General features: G+C 65.2%; 16 protein-coding genes and 1 pseudogene. 15 read left to right on the top strand and 2 right to left on the bottom strand.

From position 1 onward, the window contains the following. Positions 1-223: 223 nt before the first annotated feature. The 3 genes from R3F42_02765 to R3F42_02755 all read left to right on the top strand — a co-directional run bounded on the left by R3F42_02765 (position 224) and on the right by R3F42_02755 (position 2,221). On the top strand, positions 224-1,111 hold the full coding sequence (locus tag R3F42_02765) for a DMT family transporter (protein ID MEZ5540945.1): 888 nt from the start codon (positions 224-226) through the stop codon (positions 1,109-1,111). After that, positions 1,108-1,482: a VOC family protein gene (locus R3F42_02760; GenBank protein ID MEZ5540944.1), complete on the top strand. Its 375-nt coding sequence runs from the start codon at positions 1,108-1,110 to the stop codon at positions 1,480-1,482. The genes R3F42_02765 and R3F42_02760 overlap by 4 nt, the downstream gene beginning before the upstream one ends. Positions 1,483-1,636: 154 nt before the next feature. Next, a complete protein-coding gene (locus R3F42_02755) occupies positions 1,637-2,221 on the top strand; it encodes a DUF3365 domain-containing protein (GenBank protein MEZ5540943.1) in 585 nt (194 codons plus the stop codon). Positions 2,222-2,272: 51 nt separating this feature from the next. Here R3F42_02755 and glnD read toward each other — a convergent pair whose 3' ends face one another. Next, the gene (gene glnD, locus R3F42_02750) at positions 2,273-4,978 is read right to left on the bottom strand and encodes a [protein-PII] uridylyltransferase (protein ID MEZ5540942.1); all 2,706 of its coding nucleotides are present in this window, start codon (positions 4,976-4,978) and stop codon (positions 2,273-2,275) included. 8 nt (positions 4,979-4,986) lie between these two features. Next, on the bottom strand, positions 4,987-5,754 hold the full coding sequence (gene map, locus R3F42_02745; GenBank protein MEZ5540941.1) for a type I methionyl aminopeptidase: 768 nt from the start codon (positions 5,752-5,754) through the stop codon (positions 4,987-4,989). 234 nt (positions 5,755-5,988) lie between these two features. Between map and rpsB the strand changes: the two genes are divergently transcribed. The 12 genes and pseudogenes from rpsB (at position 5,989) to R3F42_02685 (ending at position 16,309) form a co-directional block, all read left to right on the top strand. Further along, entirely contained in the window at positions 5,989-6,858 is an 870-nt protein-coding gene (gene rpsB / locus R3F42_02740) for a 30S ribosomal protein S2 (GenBank protein ID MEZ5540940.1), read from the top strand. A gap of 52 nt (positions 6,859-6,910) precedes the next feature. Continuing rightward, positions 6,911-7,801: a translation elongation factor Ts gene (gene tsf / locus R3F42_02735; protein ID MEZ5540939.1), complete on the top strand. Its 891-nt coding sequence runs from the start codon at positions 6,911-6,913 to the stop codon at positions 7,799-7,801. Between the two features lie 161 nt (positions 7,802-7,962). Next, positions 7,963-8,676, top strand: a complete 714-nt coding sequence (gene pyrH / locus R3F42_02730; protein ID MEZ5540938.1) for a UMP kinase — start codon at positions 7,963-7,965, stop codon at positions 8,674-8,676. 4 nt (positions 8,677-8,680) lie between these two features. Continuing rightward, positions 8,681-9,238: a ribosome recycling factor gene (frr, locus tag R3F42_02725; GenBank protein MEZ5540937.1), complete on the top strand. Its 558-nt coding sequence runs from the start codon at positions 8,681-8,683 to the stop codon at positions 9,236-9,238. Between the two features lie 108 nt (positions 9,239-9,346). Continuing rightward, a complete protein-coding gene (uppS, locus tag R3F42_02720; protein ID MEZ5540936.1) occupies positions 9,347-10,096 on the top strand; it encodes a polyprenyl diphosphate synthase in 750 nt (249 codons plus the stop codon). Further along, positions 10,097-10,276, top strand: coding sequence for a hypothetical protein (locus tag R3F42_02715; GenBank protein MEZ5540935.1), 180 nt, complete (start codon positions 10,097-10,099; stop codon positions 10,274-10,276). Between the two features lie 676 nt (positions 10,277-10,952). Beyond that, positions 10,953-11,006 (top strand): annotated as a pseudogene (locus tag R3F42_02710) (hypothetical protein). A gap of 67 nt (positions 11,007-11,073) precedes the next feature. Further along, positions 11,074-11,283 (top strand): hypothetical protein, encoded by a 210-nt coding sequence (locus R3F42_02705; protein ID MEZ5540934.1) that lies wholly within the window; start codon positions 11,074-11,076, stop codon positions 11,281-11,283. 157 nt (positions 11,284-11,440) lie between these two features. Continuing rightward, positions 11,441-12,094, top strand: coding sequence for a hypothetical protein (locus tag R3F42_02700; protein MEZ5540933.1), 654 nt, complete (start codon positions 11,441-11,443; stop codon positions 12,092-12,094). Continuing rightward, positions 12,091-13,455 (top strand): RIP metalloprotease RseP, encoded by a 1,365-nt coding sequence (gene rseP, locus R3F42_02695; protein MEZ5540932.1) that lies wholly within the window; start codon positions 12,091-12,093, stop codon positions 13,453-13,455. The genes R3F42_02700 and rseP overlap by 4 nt, the downstream gene beginning before the upstream one ends. A gap of 21 nt (positions 13,456-13,476) precedes the next feature. Further along, a complete protein-coding gene (bamA, locus tag R3F42_02690) occupies positions 13,477-15,765 on the top strand; it encodes an outer membrane protein assembly factor BamA (protein MEZ5540931.1) in 2,289 nt (762 codons plus the stop codon). Between the two features lie 28 nt (positions 15,766-15,793). Next, positions 15,794-16,309 carry an OmpH family outer membrane protein gene (locus R3F42_02685; GenBank protein MEZ5540930.1) on the top strand — a complete coding sequence of 172 codons (516 nt, stop codon included), beginning with the start codon at positions 15,794-15,796 and terminating at the stop codon, positions 16,307-16,309. Positions 16,310-16,331 lie beyond the last annotated feature (22 nt).

Genomic DNA, 16,331 nt, shown 5'->3' with positions numbered 1-16,331 from the left:
CCGGGCAGGCGCGGCTCTGGTCGGTCCGGTGGTTCGAGGAGGTGCCAGTATAATGGATTCCCCGAACGACATTAAACCGGCGCGTAATGCTGCGGTGCGACCCGAGGAATAACCGGAAAGTGAACAAGCGGATACCAGCAACCGGCCGCGGATTTCCCGCTCCCCCGCCGCCGGCAGCGAGCGGCCGGCGCGGCACGGCAGCTGGCGGCGGCGAGCCCCTGGCATGAACGGCACGCGTTCCGAGCACCATCTATTGCCCGTCTTCAGCCTGCTGCTGACGGCCACCCTGTGGGGTCTCGTGTGGTATCCGCTGCGCCTGCTGGAGGCGTCCGGCCTGCCCGGCTTGTGGAGTTCCCTGGTCAGCTACGCGGCCGTACTCGCGGTGTTCGGGTGGCTGTTCGTGCGCGAGCGCGGGCAACTTGCCGCGCACCTGCCCGGGTTGGTGATGCTCGCCCTGGGGGCGGGCTGGTGCAATGTCGCCTTCATCCTGGCGGTGCTCGACGGCAATGTCGTGCGGGTGCTGCTGTTGTTCTACCTGTCGCCGTTCTGGGCGGTGGTGCTCGGCTGGATCATGCTCGACGAGCGTCCCGACCGCCGTTCGCTGCAGGTGTTCGTGCTGGCGGTGGTGGGTGCCCTCATCATGCTGTGGAACGAGGAGGTCGGCGTGCCATGGCCGCGTGACAGCGCCGACTGGCTGGCAGTGTCGGCGGGTTTCGGTTTCGCCCTCAGCAACGTCTACGTGCGGCGCCTGCAGGGTGCGAAGGTCGTGCTGAAGTCGGCCGCCAGCTGTGCCGGCGTGGTGGTCGTGGCCGCACTGTGGATCCTGGTCGAGCGCGCCGGTGTGCCTGCGGTGGCCGCAGGCACCTGGCTGGGCGCGGTCGCGCTGGGACTGTTCGGATTCCTGGTGATGACGCTGGCCGTGCAGTACGGCGTGACACGCATGCCGGTACACCGGTCGGCGGTGATCCTGCTGTTCGAGCTGGTGGTCGGGGCGGTATCCGCGTTGTTGCTCACCGACGAGGCGGTGCTGCCGCGCGAATGGGCGGGCGGCTGCATGATCGTGCTGGCCGCCTGGCTGGCGGCGCGTAGCCATGCCGGAGACGTGGCATGATTCGCGTCACCGGCCTGCACCATGCCAGTATACTGGTCGGCGATACCGCGCGGGCGCTGCGTTTCTATCGCGACGTACTGGGCCTGCCGCCGGCGTCACAGCGACCGGCGCTGGGTTACCCGGGCGCCTGGCTGGAAACGGGGCAGGGGCAGCAACTGCACCTGCTGGAACTGCCCGGGGCGGGCCGGGGCGGCGCCGCCGGCCACGGCGGCCGCGACTACCATCTGGCCTTCGCCGTGGCGGATCTCGATGCGGCAGTCGCCGCGCTGCAGGCGGCAGGCATAGATTTCACGTTGAGCCGGTCCGGCCGGCGTGCGCTGTTCTGCCGCGACCCGGACGGCAACGCCCTCGAGCTGGTGGAGCTGGCGTGACGCGCGGCTGGGACGACCCGGCGGGTGAACCCCGCCACAGGCCGCCGCCGGTGCCGGGATGCATGCTGTCACCGTGCGCGCTATGAGCCGTTGCGGCAGAATGGCCTTGCCGCGGCACGAAACGATCCTCAACCTTGCTAACTGGAGTGTGACTATGAACAGACTGATCGTCATGACCTTGCTGCTCGCCGGCGCGAGCGCCGGACTGGCCGATACGGCAGACCCGCGTCTCGCTGCCAGCCGTGCCGCGGCGCAGGAGCTGGGCGGCGCGCTCAAATCGGTACTGCTGAGCGCCATGCAGGCGGGCGGGCCGGTCGCCGCGATCGGCGTCTGCAACACGAAGGCGGCGCAGATCGCCGGCGCGATCTCCACCCGGCGCGGTATCGACGTCGGCCGCACCGCGCTCAAGGTGCGCAACCCGGCCAATGCGCCCGACAGCTGGGAACGCGGCGTGCTGGAACGTTTCGCGCAGGAGCAGGCATCCGGCGTGGCCGTCGACAAGCTGGAATACGCCGAGACCGTGACGACGGACAACGGCAGCGTGTATCGCTACATGAAGGCGATACCGACCGCTGAGATGTGTCTCGCCTGCCATGGCAGCAACCTGGCGCCCGCACTCACGGAGCGGCTCGCCGAGCTGTATCCGCAGGATCAAGCCACCGGCTTCGCGGTCGGCGATATCCGCGGCGCCTTCACGATCTCGTTCCCGGAACAGTCCGACACCATCGCGGCTGAATGAATCAGGCCGGGCGACCGCGGCAGCATTGCCGCGGTCGCATCGGTGCGCCGGTCAAGGCTGGCCGTGGAACACCGACTGCCGGTGCGTGTCGTGGTCCAGGTAACGGTGCAGTGCCTGTTCCAGGCAGGACATCTGTGCCGGATCGGACAGCGGCCGATTGTCCAGGTCGGTGATGTAGTAGACATCCTCGGCGCGTGCGCCGAGGGTGGCGATCTTCGCGTTTAACAGGCGCACCTTGCAGTCGGAGAAGGCGCGGCCGACCCGTGACAGCAGGCCGGGGCGGTCCGCGGTGATTAGTGTCATCACGGTGCGCTGATCATACTCGTCGAGCTTGAAGTCGACGTGGGTCCTGATGGGAAAGTGCTTGTACTGGCGCGGCATGCGCCGTGCGACATGCCAGGTGTCGCTGCTGCCGTGATCGATCTCGGCGAGCAGGGCGGCGCGAATCTCGTCGCTGCGCCCCTGTTCCACCACCGCTGCACCGGATTCCTCCAGAACGTGGTAGGTGTGCAGGCCGAAATTGTCGTCGGTGGTGACGATGCCGGCGTCGACCACGTTCAGGCCGAGTTGGTCCAGTACCGCGGTAATGCGGCTGAACAGGTCGTCGGTGGGGCCGGCATAGATGAAGATTTCCGTACCGCCGCGTTCGGTCAGCGGCTGGATGTCGACCAGGGCGGCGGCTGGATCCAGGCGTCCCAGCAGCAGCCGGGTGTGGTGTGCCACCTGCCAGGGTATGTGGCGCAGGAAATACTCGTCACCGAGCCGGGCCCAGATGGCGGCATAGTCCGGGGCATCCGCGCCGAGCAGCTCGCGCGCGGCTTCCTGTACCTTCTGGATGTGCTCGGAACGCTCCATCGGATCTTCCAGCCCGCGGTGCAGCGCGCGCCGGGTGCTGTAATAGAGCTGCTTGAGCAGGGCGTCCTTCCAGCTGTTCCACATCTCCGGGTTGGTGCCGCGGATGTCGGCCACCGTCAGCAGGTAAAGGTAGTCGAGATGCATGGGATCGCGCACCTGCTTCGCGAAGCGGTTGACGACGACCGGATCGCTGATGTCCTGGCGCTGGGCGGTGGACGACATGATCAGGTGCTTTTGCACCAGCCAGGTGACCAGTTCGGTGTCATAGTCGCTGAGATCGTGGCGCAGGCAGAAATCGCGCGCGTCCTGCGCCCCCAGATCCGAATGGTCGCCGCCGCGCCCCTTGGCGATATCGTGGAACAGTCCCGCCAGGTAGAGCAGCTCCGGTTTGGGTATGGTGGCCACGACATGGCTGCAGAGCGGAAACTCGAGCGCGAATTCCTGTACGGTGAACCGGCGCAGGTTGCGAACCACGGTGAGGATGTGCTCGTCGACCGTGTAGATGTGGAACAAGTCGTACTGCATCAACCCCACGATATTGCCGAATACCGGCAGGTAATGGGCGAGCACGCCGTAGTTGTTCATGCGATGCAGCGCGCGGGTCACCCCGTGCGGCTGGCGCAGAATTTCCATGAACAGGCTGCGCACCCGGATGTCATGACGGAAGCTGTCGTCGATGAGATGACGGTGTTCGCGTATGGCGCGGATGGTGTCGGCGCGCACGCCCTTCAGCTCCGGGTGCTGCTGCAGCAGCAGGAACACCTCGAGCAATGCGTAAGGGTAGTGCTTGAAGACGGTCGGGTAGGCGATCTCGAGGAAGCCATGCCGTGACTGGAACCGCTTGTTGAGCGCGACCGGCTGGCCCGGGCCTTCCGGGAACAGGATCTCCTCGTGGAACAGCTGCAGCAGCATCTCGTTGAGCCGGCTCAGCGTCATGATGGTGCGGTAGTACTGCCGCATGAACGCCTCGACACCGAGCCGGGTCGCGTCGTTCTCGTAGCCGAACTGCTCGGCCAGGGTGCGCTGGTAATCGAACAGCAGGCGGTCCTCGCCGCGTCCGGTGAGCATGTGCAGTGCGAAGCGGATCCGCCACAGCTGTTCGCGGCCCTCGACCAGGGTGCGGTACTCGGCAGCGGTCAGGAATTTGCGCTCGACGAGTTTCTCCAGCGAGTCGGTGCCGAAATGGCGGTTCGCGACCCAGGCGATCATCTGGATGTCGCGCAATCCGCCCGGCCCCTCTTTGATGTTGGGTTCCAGGTTGTAGGCCGTATTGTTGTACTTGTGGTAGCGGGCGCGCTGTTCGTCGCGCTTGGCCCGGAAGAAGTCGCTGCTGCTCCAGATGCGGGCCGGCTCGGTGGCGTCCTGCATTTCGAAGAACAGCTCCAGCGACCCCGCCAGCCAGCGTGCTTCCATCAGGTTGGTGATGACGGTGACGTCGGCGAGCGCCTGCTCCACGCACTCGTCGACGGTGCGCACGCTGTGCCCGACCTCCAGGCCGATATCCCAGAGGAAGGTGAGGAGCGCTTCCAGACGTGCGTTGTAGCGGTCGCCGGCCACATCCGGCAGTAGTAGCAGCAGGTCGATGTCCGAACCGGGCATGAGTTCGCTGCGACCGTAGCCGCCGACCGCGGCCAGCGCCAACAGCTCCGCCGCATCGGCCAGATGCAGGTGCCATGCATGTGCCAGCACCTGGTCGACCAGCCAGGAGCGGCCCTGCAGCAGGGTGTGGGTGTCGCGGCCGGCATCGAACTGCTGTTTGAGTACCGCGCGGCCGTGACCGAGGCAGCCCTTGTAGGCTGCGAGCAACGCCGCGGCGGTCCCGTGGCGGACGCCGAGCGGCGCCAGGTTGAACCATGCCTCGAAGTCCTGCGGGCCTGCCGTGGCGTCAAGATGGGCGGTCATGGATCGGTTCAGATCTCGTCGCCCGCCAGGCAGGTCAGCACCTCGTGGCCGTCCGGCGTGACCAGGATGGTATGCTCCCATTGCGCCGACAGGCTATGGTCCTTGGTGACCACGGTCCAGCCGTCGGGCAGCAGCCGGGTAAAGCGCTTGCCGGCATTTACCATGGGCTCGATGGTGAAGGTCATGCCCGCCTCCAGCCGCAGCCCGGTCCCCGGTTTGCCGTAATGCAGGACCTGCGGGTCCTCGTGGAACTCGCGGCCGATGCCGTGACCGCAGTACTCGCGCACGATGGAACAGTGCTGCGACTCGGCATGCGTCTGGATGGCGTGGCCGATGTCGCCGAGCTGCACGCCCGGCCGCACCATGTCGATACCGATGCGCATGCATTCGTGGCTGATGCGCGCCAGCCGCTGCGCGGCCACGGTCGGCTCGCCGGCGAAGAAAATCTTGCTGGTGTCGCCGTGGAAACCGTCCTTGATCACGGTGATGTCTACATTCACCATGTCGCCCTTCTTCAGTTTCTTGTCGCCCGGGATCCCGTGGCATACGACATGATTGACCGAGGTGCAGATCGACTTCGGGAAGCCGCGGTAGTTGAGCGGCGCCGGGATGGCCTGCTGCACGTCGACGATGTAGTCATGGCAGATGCGGTCCAGCTCGTCGGTGGTGACGCCGGGCTGGACGTACGGCCGGATCATGCGCAGGACCTCGCCGGCGAGGCGTCCGGCGACGCGCATCTTCTCGATCTCGTCCGGGGTCTTGATGGTGACGGGCATCCAGGGTCCTGATTCGTTGGCGGAAACCGCTCGGCACGGCACGGCGGCTGTTTGCCGGGACCCTGAGTGTATGGTATAAAGGCGGGCTTGTTAAGTGGCCCGTCAGGTGCCACCGGACAAAATCCACGCAGGTACCGGAACATGACCGCCGGGTGCCCGGGAAGCCAGTGCTGGCGCCGGGTTGCGGTCGTGGGGTATCGGCAAGATCAACCCTAAAATACGGAGAAGTAAACGATGGCAGACGTCACGATGCGCCAGATGCTTGAGGCTGGCGTGCATTTTGGTCACCAGACCCGCTACTGGAACCCGAAGATGGCCCCCTATATCTTCGGCGAGCGCGGCAAGATCCATATCATCAATCTCGAGAAAACCCTGCCGCTGTTCAACGACGCGATGAATTTCGTCAGCAGTCTGGTCGCCAACGGCGGCACCATGCTGTTCGTGGGTACCAAGCGCTCGGCACAGGCGACGGTGCTGGAAAACGCGATCCGCTGCGGCATGCCCTATGTCAACCACCGCTGGCTCGGCGGCATGCTCACCAACTTCAAGACCGTGCGCCAGTCGATCAGGCGCCTGAAGGAACTGGAGACCATGTCCACCGACGGCTCCTTCGACCGCCTCAGCAAGAAAGAGGCGCTGATGCTGACGCGCGAACTGGAGAAACTGGAGCGCAGCCTGGGCGGCATCAAGGACATGCGCGGCATACCCGATGCCATGTTCGTCGTCGACGTCGGTTATGAAAAGATCGCCGTCAGCGAGGCGCGCAAGCTGGGTATCCCGGTCGTCGGCGTGGTCGACACCAACAACTCGATCGACGGCATCGACTATGTCATTCCGGGCAACGACGACGCCATCCGTGCCGTCCAGCTCTACGTGCAGAGTGCAGCCGATGCGGTCAGCACCGGCAAGCTCAGCGTGGCCCATGCGGTGTCCGAGTCCACTGACGAGTTCGTCGAGCTCGACGAGGAGAGTGCCGACAAGCCGAACCGCAAGAAGACCCGCGCTGCGGCGCCGAAGAAGGCCAGCAAGGTGACGGTCAAGAAGAAGGCGCCGGTCAAGCCGGCCGAGACCGAGGAGACCGAGGCCGAGGAAACCGGGGAATAATGCCCCGTGCCGGCCGGCCTGGAACTGAACAGATCTGACAGAGGAATTTGACATGGCTATTACTGCAGCGCAGGTGAAGGAACTGCGCGAACGAACCGGCTCCGGCATGATGGAGTGCAAGAAGGCGCTGGTCGACGCCAACGGCGACATGGAGGCAGCGATCGAGGCCCTGCGCAAGGCCGGCATCGCCAAGGCCGACAAGAAGGCCAGCCGCGTGGCCGCGGAAGGCCTGGTCGTGATCGAGCTGTCCGGCGATGCAAAGACGGCGGCGCTGGTCGAGGTCAATTGCGAAACCGACTTTGTCGCCAAGAAGGATGAGTTCCGGGACTTTGCCGAGGCGATCGCAAAGCGCGTGCTGGCCAGCGATCCGGCCGACATCGACGCGCTGCTGGCCATGCCGCTCGCGGACGCCGGCACCACCTCGATCGAGGATGCGCGCAAGACGATGATCGCCAAGATCGGCGAGAACATCACCGTACGCCGGTTCGTGCGCATCGAGAGCAGCAACCCGCTGGCCACCTACAGCCACGGCGGCCGCATCGGCGTGGTGGTCGACTTTACCGGTGGCGACGAGGTGCTCGGCAAGGATCTGGCGATGCACATCGCCGCCCACGACCCACGTCCGGTCTGCGTGTCCGAGACGGAAGTCCCGGCCGAACTGGTCGCCAGCGAGCGCGAAATCTTCACCGCCCAGGCGCGCGAAAGCGGCAAGCCGGACAACATTATCGAGAAGATGATCGAGGGTCGTATCCGCAAGTTCCTGTCCGAGATCACCCTGCTGGGTCAGGGTTTCGTCAAGGATCCGGATATGACCGTGGGCAAGCTGCTGCAGCAGGCGGACGCGACGGTTGCGCGCTTTCAGCGTATGGAACTCGGCGAGGGAATCGAAAAGAAGACCGAGAATTTCGCCGACGAGGTGATGGCGCAGGTCAAGGGCGGCTGACAGCAGGGCCGGCGCCTGCCGGGGTGAGAACTTGTCAGCGTGGACGGGGCCGGAGATCGGCCCCGTTTTGTTATGGCATTCCGCGCTAAAAAGTAAGACAATGCCGGCCGGGACGCCGGCAGAAAAGCCCCGTTATCTGGCTGAAATAAAAGGTAAACGACATGAGATACCAGCGCATACTGCTCAAGCTCAGCGGGGAAGCGCTGATGGGCGAGGATTCCTACGGTATCGATCCCGGGATTCTCGGCCGCCTGGCCGGGGAAATTCGCGCCGAGGTCGAGCGCGGCGTGCAGCTCGGTCTGGTGATTGGCGGCGGCAATATCCTGCGCGGCGCCGGGTTGGCCGCGCGCGGCATGAACCGGGTCACCGGCGACCACATGGGCATGCTGGCCACGGTGATCAATGCGCTGGCGATGCAGGATGCGCTCGAGCGGATCGACGTCGACTGCCGGGTCATGTCGGCGCTGACGATGGATCAGGTGTGTGAATCCTATACGGCGCGCCGGGCCATACGTCACCTGGAGGCGGGCCGGGTGGTCATCTTCGCCGCCGGCACCGGCAATCCGTTCTTCACCACCGACTCGGCGGCCAGCCTGCGTGCGATCGAGATCAGCGCCGACCTGCTGCTCAAGGCAACCAAGGTCAACGGGGTGTATTCGGCCGACCCCGTCACCCATCCCCATGCGATTCTGTACGAGCGCATCAGCTATGCCGCGGCGCTGGAGCAGAAACTCGGGGTGATGGACGCGACTGCGCTGGTACTGTGCAGCGAGCACGGTATGCCGCTGCGGGTATTCAACGTGTTCGAGGCCGGCCAGCTCGGCAGGATCGTCGCCGGCGAGGACATCGGCACACTGGTTGAGTCAAAGGGGTAGGGCAATGATCGAGGAAATCGTCAAGGATGCAGGCGTCCGCATGGCCAAGAGTATCGATGCGCTCAGGCAGTCGCTGGGCAAGGTGCGCACCGGGCGTGCGCACCCCAGCCTGCTGGATCACCTGCGGGTCGAGTACTACGGCTCGGAGGTGCCGATCTCGCAGGTCGCCAACATCGGCGTCGAGGATGCGCGCACACTGACCGTCACGCCGTGGGAAAAGCCGATGGTGCAGGTGGTCGAGAAGGCGATCCTGAAATCCGATCTCGGCCTGAACCCGGCCACGGCCGGCACCGTCATCCGCATCCCGATGCCGCCGCTGACCGAGGAGACGCGCCGCGACCTGGTCAAGGTGGTGCGCCACGAGGGCGAGGCGGCCAAGGTGGCGATCCGCAACATCCGGCGCGATGCCAATGGCGACTTCAAGGAACTGCTCAAGGACAAGGAGATTTCCGAGGACGAGGAGCGCCGTGCGGAGGAGCAGATCCAGCGGCTGACCGACCAGCACATCGCCGAGGTCGACAAGGTGCTGGAGAAGAAGGAAGCCGAACTGATGGTCATCTAGGGTCGGAACGCGCGTGCCGGCAGCATGCCCGACGCGATCCTGCCGGTGCTGACCGGAGCCGCGGGTCGGGCGGCGAAGCACGTGACTAAGGCCGAACATGGAGCCGAATTGAACGCAGCGCAAGACAACCCGGGCAGCCTGCCGCGCCATATCGCCATCATCATGGACGGTAATGGGCGCTGGGCGCGGGCGCGGCTGCTGCCGCGCGCGATCGGCCATCGCGAGGGTGTCAAGGCGGTGCGCCGGGTGGTCGAGGCCTGCATCGACCGCGCGGTCGGGGCGCTGACGCTGTTCGCCTTCAGCAGCGAGAACTGGCGGCGGCCCAGTGACGAGGTCGGCATGATCATGGACCTGTTCGTCAACACGCTCAAGAAGGAGGTGGCCGCCCTCGACCGCAACGGCGTCCGTCTGCGGTTCATCGGCGAGCGCAGCGCATTCTCCGACAACCTGCGCCGGCTGATCGCCGGCGCGGAGGAACAGACCGCGTCCAACGACCGCCTCGAACTCGCGATCGCAGCCAACTATGGCGGACAGTGGGATATCACCGAGGCCTGCCGGACAGTGGTGCGGCGCGTGGCCAGCGGGGAACTCCAGCCGCAGGATGTCTGCAGCAGCGACATCTCCGCCGCGCTCTCGCTCGCGGACCTGCCCGCGCCGGACCTGTTCATCCGCACCGGCGGCGAGCAGCGCATCAGCAATTTCCTGCTCTGGCAGCTCGCCTATACCGAGCTCTACTTTACCGGATCTGCTGTGGCCGGAGTTCGATGCCGGCGAATCCCGAGCGGGCGCTGCGCTGGTATGCCAATCGGCGGCGTCTGGGCGCACCGGGGAGCAGGTGGAGCAGCTCAAGGCGCTTAAGTGGCGCATTCCGCGGCCGTGCTGGTGCCGCTGGTCGTCTGTGGCGTCTCTGTACCCGCCGACGCCGGCCTCGCAGCGGTCTTCGCGCTCATCCTGCTGGCCGGCATCTGGGAATTGAGCCGGCTGGTGCCGCTGGTGGCTATCCCGCACGCATGCTTTACGCCCTGGCGATCGCCGTAGCTGCTGGTGCTCGTCTGGCTCGGCGGTTCCGCTGAACTGGCCGTTCCCTGTGCTGGCCGCGGCCGTGTGCTGGTGGCTGTTCGCGCCTTCTGCTCGGCTGATTCATCCGCAGTACTGCGGCGGTATCGAACGGCTGCCGTGCCATGAAGCTGCTGGCCGGTGCACTCGTCAGCGTGCCGCCGTGGACGCACTGGTCGTCCTGCACGCGCGCGCCACGGACGGTCCGGTGCCGACGCTGCTGCTGCTGGTCATGGTCTGGCTGGCTGATACCGGTGCCTGATGCTGGCCGCCAGCGTACGCCGCGCTGCGGATCAGCCCGGGCAAGACCCGCGAGGGTGTTCTTACGGCGGCCTGGCTGCGAGCTTGCTGCCTGCGGCCGGCGCCGGCTGGTACTACAGCTCGTACGCCGGCCTGGACCCTGAGCTTCAGGCTGGCGGCGCTGCCGGCGCTGTTGTTTTCCGTGGTCGGCGACCTGTTGAGCCGACAGGCCAGAGCGGCATCAAGGACAGCGGCGCAGTATCATCCCCGGTCACGGCGGCGGCGTGCTCGACCGCATCGACAGCCTGTTGGCCGCCGCCCCGGTCTTCGTCGCCGGGCTGCTGTACGAGCAGACGATGGCCGCAGGCGCAGCAACCGGCCGGTATCGTCGTGCTCGAGTTCGACCGGGTCCATCGGTATGAACACGCTGGACGTGGTTGCGGCTCACCCGCAGCGCTTTCGGGTCGCGGCGCTGACCGCCGGCGGCAACGTCGAGCGGCTGGTCGAGCAGTGCCGGCGTTTCCGTCCGACCCGCCGTCATGGCGGATCCGGTCGCGGCGCAGCAGCTGGCGCGCACGCTGCAGCGCCGTCCCGACCAGGTACCGAGCGGTGCCGAGAACATGGCTCGTGTCGCGGCACTGGAGCACGTCACCTATGTCATGGCCGCGATCGGGCTGCTACCCGTTGCCGGCGCGCTGGCCGCCGCCCGGCACGCAGCGTGCTGTTGGCGGACAAGGAAGCCCTGGTGAGTCCGGCGACCTGTTCATGCAGGCGGTGCGCAGGCACGGCGCCACGCTGTTGCCGATCGGACAGCGAACACAACGCGATACTGCGTGTCTGCCCGACGCCTACGTCGCGGGCAGCGGAGCCGGTCGGCGTGCGCCGTGCTGCTTACCGCCCTCGGGTGTGGACCGGTTCCAGGACGCGGCTACCGCGCAGCTCGCTGCGCGGGTGACGCCGGAACAGGCCTGCGCCCATCCCAACTGGGTGATGGGGCGCAAGATCTCGGTGGATTCCGCCACCATGATGAACAAGGGGCTCGAGGTCATCGAGGCCCAGCGCCTGTTCGGCCTGCCGCTGGCGCGCATCGAGGTCGTGCTGCACCCGCAGTCGGTGGTGCATTCACTGGTCGAATACCATGACGGTTCGGTGTTGGCGCAGCTCGGCAACCCCGATATGCGCATCCCGATCAGCCATGCACTGGGCTGGCCCGAGCGCATCGAGTCGGGCGCCGCCAGTCTCGACCTGACGGCGGTCGGTTCCCTGCAGTTCGAGGCGCCGGAACCGGCGCGCTATCCCTGCCTGGAACTCGCCTATCAGGCGCTGCGCAGCGGCGGTACGGCGCCCGCCCTGCTGAACGCGGCCAACGAGGTCGCCGTGCAGGCCTTCCTCGACCAGCGCATCGCCTTCACCGCCATCGCGCAGGTGATCGACGACACCCTGCAGCGCTGCCCGGCGCACGCGGCCGACAGCCTCGAGGCGATCCTGGCCGACGATGCCGCCGCGCGCGCCTGTGCCGCCGAACTCATCGACGACGGCAGGGTCACACAGGCACGATGAACAGTATCCTGTCCTCACTGCTGGCATTTATCCTCGCCATCGGCGTGCTGGTCACGGTGCACGAATTCGGTCACTTCTGGGTGGCGCGGCGGCTGGGTATCAAGGTGCTGCGGTTTTCCATCGGTTTCGGCACGCCGTTGTGGAAGCGGACCTTCGGCGCCGACTGCAGCGAGTTCGTCGTGGCGGCCCTGCCGCTGGGCGGCTATGTCCGGATGCTCGACGAGCGCGAGGGCGAGGTGGCAGCGGAGGAACTGCCGCGTGCCTTCAACCGCCAGCCGCTGGCAACCCGGATCGCCGTGGTGGTGGCCGGTCCGCTGTTCAATTTCCTGTTCGCGATCCTGGCCTACTGGCTGATGTTCGTGGCCGGCATACCCGGCCTGCGCCCGGTGGTGGGCGATGTCGTGCCGGGCTCGCTCGCGGCCACTGCCGGCATCGTGGCCGGCGACGAGATCGTCGCCATCCAGGGCAAGACCACGCCGACCTGGGAAAACGCGGTCATGGCGCTGCTGGCCGCCGGTCTCGACGAGCGCGACAGCATCGTCCTGGATTTGCGTTCCCCGGACGGTGCCGTGCGCACGCTGCAGGCGCCGCTGACGCAATCCGAGCAGCTGCTGGAGCAGGGCGGGGTGCTGCACAATTTCGGCCTCGAACCCTGGCAGCTGCCCGCCGTGATCGACGCGGTCGTGGCCGGGGAACCCGCGCAACAGGCCGGTCTGCTGCATGGCGACCGTATCGTTGCCGCCGACGCTACACCGATCAACGGCTGGAACGACTGGGTGGAGTACGTGCGCGCGCGGCCGGGGCAGACGATCGCGGTCGAGGTGCGGCGCGACGGGGCTGCGTTGACGCTGCAACTCGTGCCCCGGCGCGTCACCGAGGACGGCGCCACGCACGGTTTTATCGGTGCCTCGGTCCAACTACCGGCGGCAGATCAGCATGCTACAATGCGCGTCGTCGTGCACCGCGGTCCGCTGGAGGCGGTCCCCGCAGCGCTCGACAAGACCTGGGAAGTCACCACCCTGACCTTGCGCACCTTGTGGAAGATGCTGACCGGCAAGGCCTCGGTCGAGAACCTGAGCGGTCCGATCAGCATTGCCAGGTACGCAGGTGAATCCGCGGCGGTCGGCCTGACGACGTTCCTGGCGTTCCTGGGCATCGTCAGTGTCAGTCTCGGTGTGCTGAACCTGCTGCCCATACCGGTGCTGGACGGCGGGCACCTGCTGTATTACCTGGTGGAGCTGGTCAAGGGCAGTCCGCTCTCGGAGGCGGCGCAGCTCGCGGGGCAGAAGATCGGGATCTTGCTGTTGCTCATGCTGATGACGGTGGCCTTCTACAACGATTTGGTACGGCTGATTGACTGAATGGGTACAGGGAGTCTGTCTGTGAAGCGTCTGCTGCCGGCGTGCCGGATCCTGCTTTTGTCACTGCTGCTCAACGGCGCCGCATATGCCTTCGAGCCATTCACCGTCGAGGACATCCGCGTCGAGGGCCTGCAGCGCATCTCTTCGGGTACGGTATTCAACTACCTGCCGCTCAAGATCGGGCAGACCCTGGATGAGAGCGGCAGCGTGGATGCGATCAACGCCCTGTTCAAGACCGGGTTCTTCGACGATGTGCGGCTGGAACGCGATGGCAACGTCCTGGTCGTGTTCGTGCGCGAGCGCGCTGCCATCAGCAGCATCAAGATCGAGGGCAACCAGGATCTGGACAGCAAGGAGCTGCTCGACGGTCTCAAGCAGATCGGGTTGGCGGAAGGCCGCGTGTTCGACCGCTCGTTGCTGGAGAAGGTCGAGCAGGAACTGCAGCGGCAGTATTTCAGCCGTGGCAAGTACGCGGTCAAGATAAGTACCACGATCACGCCGCTGGAACGCAACCGCGTCGGCATCCTGATCGATATCTCCGAAGGCCGGGTGGCGCGCATCCGGCAGATCAACATCATCGGCAACCATCGTTACAGCGACGCGGAGCTGCTCGACGAGTTCAGCCTGACCACGCCGCGGCTGTTTTCCGCCTTCACCAAGAGCGACCAGTATTCCAAACAAGCCCTGTCGGCGGACCTCGAGAAGCTGCGCACCTGGTATCTGGACCGGGGTTATCTGAAGTTCAACATCAACTCCACCCAGGTGTCGATCACGCCCGACAAGAAGGATATCTACATCACCATCAACATCACCGAGGGGGACCAGTTCACCATCAAGGTGGTGACGCTGTCCGGCGACCTGGTCGTACCCGCCGAGCAGATCTTCCCGCTCATTAACATCAATCCCGGCGACGTGTTCTCGCGCAAGCGCGTGACCGAATCGGTCGACAAGATCAGTTCCCTGCTCGGCAACGAGGGCTATGCCTTCGCCAATGTCAACACCGTGCCGGAGGTGGACGAGGAACAGCGCCAGGTGACACTCGGCTTTTTCGTCGATCCCGGCAAGCGGGTATACGTCAGGCGGATCAATTTCGCGGGTAACAACAGCACGCGCGACGAGGTGTTGCGCCGCGAGATGCGCCAGATGGAAGGTGGCTGGTATTCGGCGGAGAAGGTGGAGCGTTCCCGCACGCGCCTGGACCGGCTCGGTTTCTTCGAGAAGGTCAACGTCGAAACCCCGGCAGTGCCCGGTACCGCCGACCAGCTGGATGTCAACTATTCGGTGACCGAAACCTCTTCCGGCAGTATCACGGCCGGTGTCGGTTATGCCCAGAGTTCAGGCTTCCTATTCAATGCCAGCATCCAGGAGAACAATTTCCTCGGTACCGGCAACCGGCTCGCGCTGGCGTTCGACAACAGCCGTGTCAACACCGTCTACAGCTTCAGCTACGTCAATCCGTACTGGACTGTCGACGGCATCAGCCGCGGTTTCGGTGCCTACCTGCGCAAAACCAATGCCAGTGAGGCCAATATCGCCGACTACACCACCGACACCCGCGGCCTCGACATGAATTTCGGTATTCCGATCAACGAGTACGATACCATCCGCTTCAGTATCGGTTACAAGGGGCTGGACCTGACATCGAACGTCCTGTCGCCGGTGGAGGTGACCGATTTCGAGGATACCTACGGCAACAGTTTCGGTGACCTGGTACTGTCGGCCAGCTGGAGCCACGACTCGCGCAACAAGGTCCTGTTCCCGGACAAGGGCGGACTGCAGAGCATCGCGCTCGAGACCACCGTGCCGGGCTCCGGCCTGGAGTACTACAAGCTGGATTACACCCAGCAGCATTTCTTCCCGCTCACCAGCACCCTGACGCTCGGGTTGAAAGGGCGCGTCGGTTATGGCGATGGTTACGGCGACTTCGACAACCTGCCGTTTTTCGAGAATTTTTTCGCGGGCGGTATTCGATCGGTGCGCGGCTTCGATGACAACACGCTGGGTCCGCGGGACTCCAACAACAACTCCATCGGTGGTGCCTTTCTCACCGTATTCAACATGGAGCTGATGTTTCCGGTGCCGTACCTCGGTACCAGCAGCGGCACCCGCTTGAGCGCCTTCCTCGACGGCGGTAACGTGTTCCAGGATGTCAATGCCTTCGACACCAAGGAATTCAGGTATTCTGTCGGCCTGGCGGGCCTGTGGTCGTCGCCGCTCGGCCCGATATCGGTAAGTTTCGGTTTCCCGCTGAACGCCAAAGACGGTGACCAGGAGCAGAACTTCCAGTTCACGGTGGGGACCTTTTTCTGATCACGCCACAATCGTATGGAGAATTGATGTGACTAACCGCAAGCATACTGTACTCGCCCTGTTGTCGATTTCCGCCCTGCTGTTGTGCAGCGGCGCTGCCAGGGCCGAATTGAAGATCGGTTTCGTCGACCTCGCCAAGCTGAGCGAGAACGCGCCGCAGATCATATCCGCCCAGGGCAAGATCGATGCCGAGTTCTCCTCGCGGGAGAAGGAGCTGGTCGCGCTGCAGCGCAAGATCTCCAAGATGGAGGAGGACCTTGCCACCAACGCCACGGTGATGAGCGACTCGGAACGCAGCAACAAGGAGCGCGACATCCTCAGCAAGCGTCGCGATCTGAAACGCTCGCAGGATGAATTCCGCGACGATCTCAATATCCGCAAGAACGAGATACTCAAGCAGGTCAATGTCGAGATCGGCAACGTGATCGAGAAGCTGGCCAAGGACGAGCACTACGACCTGATCATCGCGCAGGGTGTGATGTTCGCGAGCCCGCAGGTTGACATCACCGACCTCATCCTGAAGAAACTCGAGTCGGCCAAGTAAGCACGGCCGATCCGCTGCGGAG

The sequence above is a fragment of the Pseudomonadota bacterium genome, assembly GCA_041395565.1.
GTDB lineage: Bacteria > Pseudomonadota > Gammaproteobacteria > UBA9214 > UBA9214 > UBA9214.
The sequence above is the reverse complement of the archived record's forward strand: the minus strand, read 5'-3'. Positions and strand labels throughout refer to the sequence as shown.

Excerpts from the sequence above, each read along its gene's own strand:
- R3F42_02765 (MEZ5540945.1), top strand. The coding sequence starts at position 224 with ATGAACGGCACGCGTTCCGAGCACCATCTATTGCCCGTCTTCAGCCTG.
- pyrH (MEZ5540938.1), top strand. The coding sequence starts at position 7,963 with ATGAGATACCAGCGCATACTGCTCAAGCTCAGCGGGGAAGCGCTGATG.
- R3F42_02755 (MEZ5540943.1), top strand. The coding sequence starts at position 1,637 with ATGAACAGACTGATCGTCATGACCTTGCTGCTCGCCGGCGCGAGCGCC.
- rpsB (MEZ5540940.1), top strand. The coding sequence starts at position 5,989 with ATGGCAGACGTCACGATGCGCCAGATGCTTGAGGCTGGCGTGCATTTT.
- R3F42_02705 (MEZ5540934.1), top strand. The coding sequence starts at position 11,074 with ATGGCGGATCCGGTCGCGGCGCAGCAGCTGGCGCGCACGCTGCAGCGC.
- glnD (MEZ5540942.1), bottom strand. The coding sequence starts at position 4,978 with ATGACCGCCCATCTTGACGCCACGGCAGGCCCGCAGGACTTCGAGGCA.
- rseP (MEZ5540932.1), top strand. The coding sequence starts at position 12,091 with ATGAACAGTATCCTGTCCTCACTGCTGGCATTTATCCTCGCCATCGGC.
- R3F42_02760 (MEZ5540944.1), top strand. The coding sequence starts at position 1,108 with ATGATTCGCGTCACCGGCCTGCACCATGCCAGTATACTGGTCGGCGAT.
- tsf (MEZ5540939.1), top strand. The coding sequence starts at position 6,911 with ATGGCTATTACTGCAGCGCAGGTGAAGGAACTGCGCGAACGAACCGGC.
- frr (MEZ5540937.1), top strand. The coding sequence starts at position 8,681 with ATGATCGAGGAAATCGTCAAGGATGCAGGCGTCCGCATGGCCAAGAGT.
- map (MEZ5540941.1), bottom strand. The coding sequence starts at position 5,754 with ATGCCCGTCACCATCAAGACCCCGGACGAGATCGAGAAGATGCGCGTC.